This window comes from Spongiibacter sp. C9W (assembly GCF_057370015.1).
Genome location: NZ_CM170672.1, coordinates 2199993 through 2213326 on the forward strand (window position 1 = coordinate 2199993; position 13334 = coordinate 2213326).

8 protein-coding genes are annotated in these 13334 nt (G+C 57.7%); 5 read left to right on the forward strand and 3 right to left on the reverse strand.

Annotation, left to right across the window (positions count from 1 at the left end):
- The first annotated feature begins 10 nt into the window (after window positions 1-10).
- On the forward strand, window positions 11-1459 hold the full coding sequence (locus tag AC2Q8J_RS10545) for a TrkH family potassium uptake protein (protein ID WP_486451233.1): 1449 nt from the start codon (window positions 11-13) through the stop codon (window positions 1457-1459).
- Window positions 1459-2034 carry a class I SAM-dependent methyltransferase gene (locus AC2Q8J_RS10550; RefSeq protein WP_486451234.1) on the forward strand — a complete coding sequence of 192 codons (576 nt, stop codon included), beginning with the start codon at window positions 1459-1461 and terminating at the stop codon, window positions 2032-2034. Before AC2Q8J_RS10545 ends, AC2Q8J_RS10550 begins: the two co-directional genes overlap by 1 nt.
- Here the strand turns inward: AC2Q8J_RS10550 and AC2Q8J_RS10555 are convergent.
- Window positions 2024-4456: a penicillin acylase family protein gene (locus AC2Q8J_RS10555; RefSeq protein WP_486451235.1), complete on the reverse strand. Its 2433-nt coding sequence runs from the start codon at window positions 4454-4456 to the stop codon at window positions 2024-2026. The two genes, AC2Q8J_RS10550 and AC2Q8J_RS10555, sit on opposite strands and share 11 nt — an antisense overlap.
- A 159-nt stretch (window positions 4457-4615) precedes the next feature.
- On the opposite strand from AC2Q8J_RS10555, the gene AC2Q8J_RS10560 reads away from it, so the two are divergent.
- A complete protein-coding gene (locus tag AC2Q8J_RS10560) occupies window positions 4616-6496 on the forward strand; it encodes a putative bifunctional diguanylate cyclase/phosphodiesterase (RefSeq protein WP_424143218.1) in 1881 nt (626 codons plus the stop codon).
- Here AC2Q8J_RS10560 and AC2Q8J_RS10565 read toward each other — a convergent pair.
- On the reverse strand, window positions 6493-9306 hold the full coding sequence (locus tag AC2Q8J_RS10565) for a PKD domain-containing protein (RefSeq protein ID WP_486451236.1): 2814 nt from the start codon (window positions 9304-9306) through the stop codon (window positions 6493-6495). The genes AC2Q8J_RS10560 and AC2Q8J_RS10565 overlap by 4 nt on opposite strands.
- A gap of 33 nt (window positions 9307-9339) precedes the next feature.
- Window positions 9340-10140: a co-chaperone DjlA gene (gene djlA, locus AC2Q8J_RS10570; protein ID WP_286837358.1), complete on the reverse strand. Its 801-nt coding sequence runs from the start codon at window positions 10138-10140 to the stop codon at window positions 9340-9342.
- A 141-nt stretch (window positions 10141-10281) separates the two neighbouring features.
- On the opposite strand from djlA, the gene glyQ reads away from it, so the two are divergent.
- Window positions 10282-11232, forward strand: a complete 951-nt coding sequence (gene glyQ / locus AC2Q8J_RS10575) for a glycine--tRNA ligase subunit alpha (protein WP_286837356.1) — start codon at window positions 10282-10284, stop codon at window positions 11230-11232.
- Window positions 11232-13316 (forward strand): glycine--tRNA ligase subunit beta, encoded by a 2085-nt coding sequence (gene glyS, locus AC2Q8J_RS10580; RefSeq protein WP_486451237.1) that lies wholly within the window; start codon window positions 11232-11234, stop codon window positions 13314-13316. The genes glyQ and glyS overlap by 1 nt, the downstream gene beginning before the upstream one ends.
- The last annotated feature ends 18 nt before the right edge of the window (window positions 13317-13334 follow it).

Consider the following 13334-nt stretch of genomic DNA (forward strand, 5'->3'; position numbering starts at 1 on the left):
GAGACCGCGCATGCACCTGATCACGATAAGTCGCATTATCGGCATGTTGCTCATGGTATTTAGTCTGACCATGGCGTTGCCCGCGGCGCTGGCGGCGATCTATCAAGACGGAGCACTGCACGCCTTCGGCTACGCCTTTGCACTCACCTTTAGTGTCGGGCTGGTGCTGTGGCTGATCAGCCAGGGCAAGCAGCCCGACCTAGGCATTCGCGATGGTTTTTTGGTGGTGTCGCTATTCTGGACGGTACTGGGCGTTTTTGGCTCGCTGCCGTTCTTCCTTGCCGACAATCCGGGCCTGTCCTTTAGCGCGGCGGTATTTGAGTCGATCTCCGGGTTAACCACCACTGGGGCAACGGTAATCGTTGGGATCGATGAACTGCCGGTGTCGGTATTGTTCTACCGACAATTTCTCCAGTGGCTGGGGGGCATTGGTATCATCGTTATCGCCGTGGCGATCCTGCCGATACTCGGCATCGGGGGCATGCAGCTCTACCGCGCAGAAACACCCGGGCCGGTTAAGGATAACAAGCTGACGCCACGTATTACCGGCACCGCAAAAGTGCTGTTCCTGATGTACGTGGCGCTAACGGCAAGCTGCGGGCTGGCCTACTGGCTGGCGGGGATGACACCCTTTGATGCGATCTGCCACGCTTTCTCCACGGTGGCCATCGGCGGCTTTTCAACCCACGATGCCAGCATGGGCTTTTTCGACAGCCCGTTAATTTTGATGATTTGCAGCGTGTTCATGCTGTTGTCCGGCATGAGCTTTGCCATCCACTTCCACGCCTGGCGCGCGCGCAGCCCCCGCACCTATTTAATGGACTCCGAAACCAAGTTCTACCTTGGCGTAATGGCGACCGCCGCGGTTTCTGTGTGCGGCTACCTATTACTGAGCGGCACCCAGGACTTGCCCGATAGCGTGGTGAACGGCATTTTCCACACCGTGTCTATTGCGACGACAACAGGGTTTGGCGCCGACGACTTCTCGGTGTGGCCCAGCTTCTTGCCAATCGGCCTGTTGATGCTGTCGTTTATTGGTGGCTGCGCCGGTTCAACTGGCGGTGGTATGAAGGCGGTCAGGATCATGCTGGTCGCCAAACAGGGGATTCGAGAGCTCAAGCAGCTGATTCACCCCAGCGCCGTGATTCCATTGAAGATCGGTTCACAGCGCGTAGAGGCCAAGGTCGTCAGCGCCGTGTGGAGTTTTGTCGGCGTGTATTTGATCTCTTTTATGGGTATCACGCTGGCAATGATGGCCTGCGGCCTCGACTTCTTATCGGCGTTCTCGGCAACGGCCGCGTCGATCAATAATATGGGCCCAGGCCTCGGCGAAGTGGCCGCGAATTACAGCACTGTTAGCAACACCGGCAAATGGATTCTCTGCTATGCCATGTTGCTGGGGCGGCTGGAAATATTCACGCTGCTGGTATTGTTGCTACCGGCTTTTTGGCGCCGCTAATGTCCCGGCAAAAATGGCAACAACGCTATGCCGACGCCAGACTGCCTCAACCGCCGTGTTGGCTGCTCAATACCTACAGCCACTGGCTGCCCGACAGAGGCTACGGCCTGGATATCGCCTGCGGCCTGGGTGGCAATGCGATGGCACTCGCCAGGGCTGGGCTGACGGTCGACGCCCTCGACTACGCAGACAACGCCGTAGACAAGCTCAACGACTATGCACGCCGTGAGCAGCTGTCGATTAGCGCCAAATGGGGAGACCTGGAATCGCAGGGCCTCAACGCTGAGCAGCGCTACGATGTTATTGTGGTGAGTTACTATTTGCACCGGCCGCTATTGGCTCAATTGGCTGACGCCCTCGCTCCCGGCGGACTATTGTTCTACCAAACCTTTAATTCGCGCCGCCCGGCGCTCCGCGGCCCAAGCAACCCGGATTTTTTGCTCGGCGAGGGCGAACTGAGCCGCGCCTACGCCGGCCTCGAAACACTGCTGCACCGCGAAGACCTCGACTTGCGAGGCCCCGAGCACGCGCTGCAGACCGGCTATATCGGCCGCAAACCCGCCACTATTCGCTAAGGCGCAATACCTCAACGGTCTTTTCGGCAATCTCGGCTTCAGTCCACGGGAATTTGATCCAGTTTTTGGCCGAGTAAGCTTCCGTCATATTTTGGTAGTAAGGCGACGCCGGATCAGTGGATTGCGAATAGGTGATAAAGCCTTCGGCCTTGGGCGTGCCCTCGGCATCCCAGGTCACGGTCTGCACATAGCTGTTGCCATAGGTGACGTCGTAAGTACCGTCGTCAATGCCTGCCGGGCTACTGGCAATCGTGAATGAGCCTGCAAAACTCTCACCACCAACAATGGGAATGTCCTGCTCGTGGACGCCTGATCGCTGTATATCCCGAATGGCGGCAGTCTCGCTCACCCCCGCACTTTGCAGCGCCTGCACAGCATCGGCAAAGGCCCGGGCAATATCCGGGTTCAGCACATTGAGGCCGCGAGGGGTATTCACCGGATCGTCGGCCGAGAAGGGCGTGGTCCAGCGCAGCGCAGCGGGAATCGAACTGGCGTTAACACCGCGCCAGAACTCGCGCCAAATATGACCGCCGACCGAATCGAGATTATTTTTACCATCCCAGGCCGACAGCACCGAACAGGCCTGGCTGATATCAACGGGTCCGCTGCTGCCGAGCAAGGTCGGCAACTGGCAGTAGCTATCCAACACCGCCTGCCGACCCAGCTCCGCCGAATACACAGCGCTATCGAGCGCCACGGTTTGCAGCAAGTCTGGTGTAAAGCGGTTGCCAGGCAGCGCGTCACTGCCATCTAAACGACGCTGAACCTGCAGCATGCACAGTCGCGTGCGCAGCGTTCGCTCGGCACCTTCATCGCCAATGATGGCAGCAAAGCCGGTCAGTGGCTGCGCCGGGTTGCTCAGCCAGTAACTGTCGTTGCAATTGTGAACCCAGTCATTGCGCTCCAGCGACGGCAGATTAGCGGGCCCGAAAATACCCGGCGCGGGCGCATCCGGGTCAGTATCCCATTCACAGGCTGCCCGCGACCCATCGAGTATGGGCAAACCCGGCAGCAGCGCCCCCAGCGCCGTTTGCAGCGGCTGGGCACCACAACTCTGCACCTTGCTGTCGGGCACATTGGGCACCACCGTAATATCGCCATAGTAGGCGGGCTTGCCCGGCCCCGTCGCCGTTGTATTCACCCACGGCACACCCAGCACACTGCCGTGTAAATCGACAAATTCCTCGTAACTTTGCGCGCGATTCCAGCGGAAGAACTGGTTGATTAGGCGGTTGTTCTCAGCATTGGCATCGCGCAGGGTATAAGCCTTAGCAGGTGACCACTCCAACACCGGCACGCCGGAAACGGCCAGCTCAAGCATGGGGCCGAAGTGCGAGCGGTACAAGGTTCGCGTTTCACTGCCCAAGGTACCGTCACCCTCGAGAATAGGGACGGTTATTTCGCTGGCTTCCATATCGCGAAGCTCCCCCTCATAGAAGTACTGAGTGGGATCAGCGGGATTCAGGGTAAGCTCGTAAAAAGTAAAGCGGTATGCGGTAGACACCGTGTGGCTCCAGGCAACATGTTGGTTGAAGCCAATTAACGCTGCCGGAACACCGTAAAGCGACGCCCCCATAATCTCGGCATCGGGCAGTTGCATATGCGCCAGATACAAGCGTTCAGTGCCCTCCCAGGGAAAGTGAGGATTCACTAACAGCATGGATTCATCGGTGCTGGCCTCGGCGCCCAAGGCATACATATTGCTGGCAAAAGGCTGCTCACCTGCCAGCGGCATCTCAGAGGGGTCGAGTGCAGAGATTGCAGGAATGCTGACCGGTAGTGGCAGGTTATCGGGGGAGGGTGGCGCGGCATTGGCCACCTCGCTCACAAATACCGACGACGACGCCAAAATAGACAAGCGGAAATAGCGGCGGTAGAGGTCATCAACGCTGATTTCCGTCAGCCACGCGGCATCGCGACAGGCGAGGTGGCGGCCACTGTGTTCGCCCGACTTCAGCTCCCTCAGGTAGCGATTGTAACCGGCAACAAAGCCGCGGGTTGCCTCGACGACCTCTGGGTCACTGTTTGCTTTGATCGGCGCAATCGCGTCATCAGTCGCCACCGCCCGCCAAAAGAAGTCCGAGTCGACATTCGACGCCGTCGAGCCGTTAGGAATAATGGTATAGCTGCCGTCGCGACCGAGGTATTGGGCGCGCTCACCGCGAATGGTCATCAAGTCCTCGGCCAGCACGCAAATATTGTCCTGCGCATGCACATAGCCGTAGCCATAACCCATGCTGGCGTAATTGTCGGCCTTAATGTGGGGAATGCCGTGCTCGCTGCGCCTCACTTCAACATCGTACTGCTTCGCCTCGCCCTGGCCACCCCCGGAGCTACTGCCGCTACTTCCGCCGCCGCAGGCAGTGAGCAGAACCACGGCGCTCAGTACAGCGCCTTTCATAATTTGATGAGAGTGAATCATCCTTAGCCTCGTTTACAGCAGATTTATCGTTATTGGGCGACACTAATACCCTATTATTAATAAATGCGCCATTGCAAGGAAGGACAGTCAGCAACAATGCTGGCGAAAATGGCCCTTGCCTGCCATCATAGCGCCGTAATCTGACACAAAAGATGGACTATGGCTTACGCGCAACTCGCCCTAGCACTCGCCAGCTCGGCCTCCTTAGCAGCCGCAAGCCTGTTACTGCCTGAAAACCGCTACGATTCGGCGGTATTAGCCCTGGCCATCTTCACGATGAGTATGCTGTGCTTCTTGATCGCCTTTAGCGGCAAGCTGGACGCGCTGCGCACACGACTCGGCCGCAGCCAGGCGAAAGAGCAGCAATTGCAGGCCTTGTTGGATCACAGCCCCGCCGCATTGATTTTGCTCAACAAGCACTTTCGGCCCATCTACACCAACCAGAAGTTTCACAGCCTCAGCGGCATCAGTGATGACAGCGTTCCGGACACCGCCGACATAGAGCGACTGCTATCGCTGATTTCCGAGGAAACGCGCCAACGCATTCGCAGCACAATTGAGCAAGGCCGAAGCTGGGAGGGCGAGCTACATATTCAGCTCGCCGACCGCGAGGAATATGTTGCCGCGGTGGCCTCTGCGACCAAAGACGAACAGGGCAATATAGAACACTATATATTCAGCTGTGAGGATATTTCTGAGAACAAGGCGATCGCCAACCGGCTTTTTGTTCGCGAACACTACAGCGTGTTAACCGGCTTGCCCAATCGCCAGCTGGCATTAAAAAATCTGCAGCGCACTATTGAACAGCAGGGCGAGGACGCCAGCGGATTTGCCATTTTGCACCTCGACCTCGACCGCATCCGCTTTATAAACGACTCGCTGGGCCACCACGTGGTGGATCGCTTATTTCGCGAGACAGCCGAGCGCCTGCGACGCTGTATCAACGACGAACAGCTACTCGCTCACTTGGGCGCCGACGAATTCTTGATCATTCTCGGCGAGGGCAGCTGCAGTGATGAAGCCAGTATTTTCGCCGAAACCGTGCTGAGCAAGGTGAGTGAGCGCTACCTGATAGACACCAATGAGATTAACGTCTCAGCCAGTATTGGTATCAGCCAGTATCCCGACCACGGCCGCGACGCCGAAACCCTGTTACGCAGAGCCGAGGCGGCAATGTTTGCGGCGAAGGGCAAAGGCGGCAACCAATTCTCTTTCTATCAAGCGGGTATGAGCAGCCAGGCCGAATACCGGCTGGAAACAGAGTCGCAACTGCGCCGCGCGATAGAGCGCGATGAATTTAAGCTGCACTTTCAACCTGTTATCGAGCTTGGCAGCAACCGCCTGGTTGCCGCGGAGGTGCTGCTGCGCTGGCACAATAACGAACTGCGCAACCCCGGCCCTGATCAGTTTATCTCCGTTGCAGAAGAGTGCGGCATGATTGGCATGATCGGCGAGTGGGTGATGATCAACGCCTGCCAACAGGCAATGCGGTGGCGGCGCGCCGGGCTGCCCGAGATTAACATTGCTGTGAATATCTCTGCGCGGCAGTTTGAAGAGTCCGAGATTGTCGATACGGTGCGGCGCGCTCTGCAGCAATCGGGTCTGCCGGCACGGCAGTTGGAACTAGAAATCACCGAAGGCCTGTTGATCAACGATACACCCAATCTTCGCCAATGCTTCCAGGAATTGAAGGCGCTCGGCGTTCGCCTGTCGCTGGATGATTTCGGCACCGGCTACGCTTCGCTCAGCTACTTGAAGCGCTACCCCTTCGATATTCTAAAAATCGATCGCAGCTTTGTTCACGATATCGACCAAAGCCAAGATAGCGTCACGCTGGTAAACGCCATTATTGCGATGGCGCACAGCTTCGGCATGTCGGTTATTGCCGAGGGTGTCGAAAACCTGCAACAGCGACGCCTGCTAAAAGATCATCACTGCGACATGGTACAGGGCTTCCTCTACACCCCCGCGCTAAATGCCGAAGCCTTTTCAGACTGGGCTAAACGCTACGCCGACGTCCACGAAGCTCAGCATATTTAAGGCAGCTCGGGGTATAGCAAACTATCCCCTTCCCAGACCGAAGGCGGGCGGCACAATGGCAGCGGCGCGTCGCCTGGCAGCAGCCAAATCGGCGCTGAAAACGCCACCGGACGGTTATTATTCGCCGAATCTAACACCCTAAAAAAGGCGTATTTTTTGTTGCTGCCAACGGAGATCTCACCCTGTAGCTCGCCGCCTGTCGCCTGTGCTAACACGGTGTTCCCCGGCCCAACCAACTGCACCACCGCGCTCGACATAACTTGGCCATGCAGGCTCACCGACACTCGATAAGGTAACACGCTGCCCGCCGGTTGACGGATTCTTGCTCCTAGGGTGGCATCAGCCACGCGGTAGTCCAAACGCAAGTCACTGTAGTGTTGCGCCACGGCATATATCCGCCTTGCCAACATCGCCTCTCGCAAATCATCAAGGCTGCGAGAGCGCGCCCGGATCACGGTTTTAGGCAAGTCGGGGTCACCCCAGTGAATGCCGTGATGGTCTTCTGAACTGATCGGCGCGAGGTGCCAGCCCTTATCCAGGGCATAACTCAACCAGCTCCCGCCAGGCCCATCGCTATCGTATTCACTGCCCTTGCCAAAGACCTCAATACCGACAACGCGGTAGTCAGCGGTATCGACATAGCGAAAATCATTGAATGTAAAAGCCGGGTCACCGCCGGCAAACTCAAAGGCGGATTCCAAGGCATCTTCACGGCCGGGGTGATTAAAGCTAAGCAGTCCATCACTGCCGCCGCCAAACTGCGCAGGGTAGGTAAACCACTGCCAGAACAAGGCCATACTCACCGCGTATCCGGGGCCGGTTTTGGCATTGATGATATTGCGCGAGAAGTAGACATTCGCATGGCCGAATCGGTCCGAGGTCCATTCAAAGCCGCGTATAGCCGTGAAATTATCGGTAGTGGCGGCATTGCTTTGACTCAGCGTCGCTGCCCACTTGGCCAGTGCATCCTGCGGGCGTTGCTCATCAACCAAAAACAGGCAGTAAAGAAAGTTTTCAGGTGGGCATTCTGCCCGGCCTATACCCGTGGAGAGGGGAATGCCCAGGTTATCGGAATGGTCAGAGGAGGCAACGAAGTCGTAGCCAAGTTCCTTCACCCGACGATACACATCCGCAGGCTTGGTTAGCGGCGTGCCGTCAGAGTAGGCGGTGTGCTCGTGCATCGCACCGATGTAATCCTCGAAGCTATCCGGATCATACGCGGGGGTGCAGGCATCGGCGGGTGCCTCCGGGCCAATTTGCTCAAGCACATAGCTTGGCTCGGTAACATCCAGCAGGGCCTCCGCGCAGCCCTCGGCAGAAGGTTGGCGCAAGCATTGGCGCAGCGACGGGCCGATGAGGTCGCCAAGTATGCAGTCGCTGCTTAACGGGTCTGAACAGGCCAGAAAGGCTTGCGGATCAAGTATCGAAGAAAGCGGGTAGAGGGGACAACCGGGTTGCAGTGGGTCCATTAAGCACGACAGAGGATCCGGGCTTTGCGCTTCCCGCGGCACCAACTGCAAGCTGCGACGCTCCTCGGTCTGCGCGCGACCATCGCTCACCTGCCACGCTATTTCAACAAGCACGGGCTCACTGAGCGCTGGAACAATAAAGCTGGCATTGGGCTTGTCGGCATCGCGCAGGCCCAAACGCACATCGCCGCTCGTTTCGCCCTGCTGCCAAATTGTTTGCAGGGCATCGGCGTCAGCGTCGCTGGCGATGCCGCGCAAGAAAACGGTTTCGCCGCTGTAGGCAACCCCGGGGTCGACCTCAACACGCTCGATTTGTGGCGCCCGATTTGCGACCGGCAACAGATGGATACGCAGGTCGGCGCTGGCACTACCGCCGCTGTTGTCGGTTGCCGTCAACCTCAGTACCAGGTCTCGTGCCTCGCTGGGGTTGGGTGCAACAAAACTTGCCTGCAGGGTGTCGGCCCCATCTATCACAAGGTCGCTATCTGCACCCAAGCCCTGCCAACGCACACTGACAATGTCGCCATCGGGATCAATCGCCGATGCACTAAGGCTCACCCGCTCGCGGCCACGCGCGTCGAAACTATCGCCCACATCGACAAGGGGTAGACAGTTTTGAAACACATTGCGCAACTGCACCGAGGTGTTGTCACTACCGATAAAGCCGCCGCTATCCCGGGCACTCAGACGAAAGCGCAGGGTGTCATCGTGCTCAACCTGGGGCAGGCGGAGGTGCAAGCTGTCTTGGTCACTGGCGCCAATAATCGTGGCACTCGGTCCCGCCGTTTGCTGCCAGGAAAGGGCTCTGATACTGCGGCCGTTGCGCGCCGTTACCGAGGAATAGAGCGTAATTTCTTCCCCTTCATCAGCCACTTTATCTGAACCGGCATCCACCCCCGGCGCCATTGCTGTATCGTTAGCCGGCCTCAACTGAATCGAGGTTTCGGCAGATCGCGGCTCCCCGTCGGCAGCCTGGCGCTGCACACGCACACGAATACTGGCAGGGCCGTTTAGCGCCACGCTGCGATATTGAAAACGCTCTTCATCAACCTCGGCGGTTTCCAGCAGGGACTGGCCGGAGACGACCGTCCACTGCCACGGCGCAGTCGTCGCGCTATCGCTGTTATCCTGCGCTAACAGAATTTGCGTACTTTGCGCGGCGACTTCCGTTTCGCCAATAATCGTCAGCTCGCTGTTATCAGCGGGCGCACTACTGTTGTCACTGCCCGATGAACTCCCGCCACCACAGGCGCTGAGAATGATACAACAGGCGATAAAACCGCTTCGAATGGCAAACACGTCGACAAGACCAATCAGTGAAAACGGGGAGTGTAGCGCCACTATGTGACATCGACGTTAAATGTGACAGGAGGGTTACTTCACACCTCGATGACGGCGAATCAGATCGTAAGCCGCCCTGATTTCCTGAGACTTTTCGGTCGCTATCTTCAGCATATCCTCAGGTACACCGCGCGCAATGAGCTTGTCTGGGTGATGCTCACTCATCAGCCGGCGATAGGCCTTCTTCAATTCAGCATTGCTGACATCAGCGCTAACCCCAAGGGCGGTGTAGGCATCCTCCAGGTCACTGTGTTGCTGGCGGTGGGCCTGTTCTCGGGATGAATGTTGGTGGTAATTAAAGTGCTGCTGAGCGCGACTCATTTTTAGCAGTTGCTCAAAGTCTCGCGTGGCAAAACCGAGGAACTGCGCCACGCGGGATAAAACGGCCTCTTCGGCGGCATCTATTTCGCCGTCGGCGATCGCCATTGCCAGCAAGGCCTCTATCAGCATTTGCTTTAACAGCGGCTGAGCCGCGCAGTGTTCCAAAAAGCGGGACACCTCTTCCTCGAGCACAAAGGCGTCGCCGCTACCTTCCTTAAACCGCTCAATAGCGCTGCGCCGCCGCTCGCTGCTCAAGCCCAGCTGAGTAAAAATGGCTTCTGCCTGATGAATTTCTCGCTCGCACACGCGGCCATCGGCTTTAGCGAGATGCCCCATAATGCGAAAGGTGCTGTCAAAAAACGCCTGCTGAAGCTGCTCCCGGCGCGCGGCGTAGTTGAAGCCCATCGCCTGCTTCAGGCCTCGGTCGAAAAAATGCCCAATGGCCAATCCGACCACTGCCAATAGCACTCCGCCGGTAAAATAGCCGAGTACTGCGCCGATGAGTTTTCCCATGCTGTGTTGCTCCACACCACTGTGAACAGGTCCTAGATCATAACAAGTCTATTCCTCGGCCACACGCGTCGCCGCGAGCCACGCAACGCTGTATAATCCTCGCTTCTTTTATTCCACGCACAGCGGTAGACGGGGATCACAGTGAACCAGGCAGATGTAAGCAGCTTCCAGGGACTCATCCTGAGCCTGCAACAGTTTTGGGCCAAGCAGGGCTGCGTTGTTTTGCAGCCCCTCGATATGGAAGTCGGTGCAGGCACCTTTCACCCAGCCACATTCTTGCGGGCCATCGGCCCCGAGAGCTGGAATGCCGCCTATGTGCAGCCATGCCGACGCCCCACCGACGGCCGCTATGGCGAGAACCCTAACCGCCTTCAGCACTACTACCAGTTTCAGGTAGTCATGAAGCCTTCGCCCGATAATATTCAAGAGCTCTATCTCGACTCCCTGCGCATGCTGGGTATCGATCCAAGGGTTCACGACATACGCTTTGTTGAGGACAACTGGGAGTCGCCGACACTGGGCGCCTGGGGACTCGGCTGGGAGGTGTGGCTAAACGGCATGGAAGTCACACAGTTTACCTACTTCCAGCAAGTGGGCGGTATTGAGTGTTTCCCGGTTACCGGCGAGATCACCTACGGTCTGGAGCGTATCGCCATGTACCTGCAGGGCGTGGACAGCATCTATGACCTGGTGTGGACCGACGGGCCCGAAGGCAAAGTGACCTACGGCGATGTGTTCCACCAAAACGAGGTGGAGATGTCGACCTTTAACTTTGAAGAGGCCGACGTCGAACAACTGTTCAGCAATTTCGACCACTACGAGGCAGAAAGCCAGCGCCTGGTAGAGAAAGGCCTGCCTCTTCCCGCCTATGAGATGGTCATGAAGGCCTCACACGCCTTTAACTTGCTCGACGCTCGCCACGCCATTTCGGTCACCGAGCGCCAGCGCTTTATCTTGCGTGTTCGTGGCCTGGCCCGCGCAGTGGCCCATGCCTACGACGAAGCGCGAAACCAACTTGACTACCCGCTAGCCAGCGACGAGCGAAAAGCCGTATGGCGCGAACAATTTCGCGCAGACAAAGGAACAGCCTGATGAGCAAGCGTGATCTGCTGATAGAGATCGGCACAGAAGAACTCCCCCCGAAGGCACTCAGCAGCCTGTCCGAGGCCTTCACCAACAGCATTACCCAGCAATTGGCCGCTGAGGAACTGAGCTTCGATGGCGTAGAAGGCTTCGCCTCGCCACGTCGCCTTGCTGTGGTCGTTAGTCAACTCGACGAACAGGCGCCCAGCAAAGACATAGAAAAGTGGGGGCCACCTGTCAAAGTCGCCTTTAAGGACGGCCAGGCCACCAAAGCCGCCGAGGCCTTTGCAAAGAGCAATGGTTTGGCACTGGATGAGCTGAGTAATTACATTGCCAATGACGGCAAGCAAGACAAGCTGTGCTTCCGCTCTACCGCCGAAGGCAGCCAAGCCAGCGAAAAACTGCCAGGCTTTATCGACCAGGCCCTGGCGTCTCTGCCCATCCCCAAGCGTATGCGTTGGGGTGCAAAGCGTGAGCAGTTTGTGCGCCCAGTACACTGGGTGAGCGTTATTTTTGGCGACGAGGTTGTTAGTGGTGAGGTGATGGGTCATCGCATCGGCCGCAGCAGTCGCGGCCACCGCTTTCACAGCGAAGGCGAGCTGCAACTGGGCAAGCCCGCAGATTACGCGCGCCAGCTGGAAGAAGAAGGCCGTGTTATCGCCGACTTTAGCCGTCGCCGTGAGTTAATTCGCCAACAAGTCACCGCACAGGGGCAGCGCCTCGGCGGTGAGGCGGTGATCGACCCGGCACTGCTGGACGAAGTCACCGCACTGGTTGAATGGCCGGTGGCCTTAGCGGGTAATTTTGAGCAGCGTTTCTTGCAGGTTCCCGCCGAGGCCTTGGTGTCCTCGATGAAGGAACACCAGAAGTATTTTCACGTGGTAGATGCCAAGGGGGAGTTGCTCCCTCACTTTATCACGGTGTCTAACATCGAAAGCCGCGAGCCGGAAAAAGTCATCGATGGCAATGAGCGGGTTATTCGCCCGCGCCTGAGCGACGCCGCTTTCTTTTTCGAAACCGACTGTAAAACATCATTGGCAGAGCGCCGCGAGCGGCTGAAGAAAGTCGTTTTCCAGGAAAAGCTTGGCAGCATTTTCGACAAAACCGAACGCGTTGCCGAACTCTCGGCGCTTATTGCCTCGCAATTGAATGTCGACGCCGCGCAGGCGCGCCGTGCCGCCGAGCTTAGCAAAAGCGATCTGGTGTCAGAGATGGTGCTGGAATTCGACGATATGCAGGGCATTGCCGGTACCTACTACGCCAAGAATGATGGCGAGCCCGCCGCGGTTGCCCAGGCCATGCAGGAGCAGTATCTGCCTCGCTTTGCCGGCGATGAATTACCGGCTGGTGATGTCGGCACAGTCGTCGCCCTGGCAGACCGCCTGGACACCATAAGCGGTATTTTCGGCATCGGCCAACTGCCCACCGGGTCAAAAGACCCCTTTGCCCTGCGCCGCGCGTCACTGGCGGTCATGCGCATTCTGATCGAAAAAGCCTTGGACCTGGATCTGCGCCCGCTGGTCGTTAAAGCCATTGCCCAACACAGCGCGGTGAAGGGCAGCGACGAGCTGGTAGAGAGCATCCTCGGCTACATGTTCGAGCGACTGCGCGCCTGGTATGACGACAAAGGCGTGGCCAGCGAAATCTTCCTCGCCGTCAATGCCAAAGGCATCACTCATGCCCTCGACTTTGATCGCCGCGTTAACGCTGTTCAAGCCTTTACCCAGTTGAAGGAAGCCAGTGCATTGGCCGCCGCCAACAAGCGCGTATCGAATATTCTCGCCAAAGCGGAAGGGGATGTAGCGCCGACAGTCGATGCGAGCTTATTGCAAGAAGACGCCGAGCAAGCGCTGCACTCAGCCTTGGGGGCGTGCTCGTCAGAAGCCCTGGCGCTATTTGAATCCGGCGACTACACCGCGGGCTTGAAGTCACTGGCGGTCTTGCAAGGCCCCGTTGATCGCTTCTTTGACGATGTCATGGTGAACGCCGACGACCCGGCTCTCAAGAATAACCGCCTCAGCTTACTCAAACAGCTACAAGCCTTGTTCTTAGAAGTGGCCGATATATCACTGCTGGTGCCTGCTAAAAAATAGCGGGCAAGCGATGCGAAG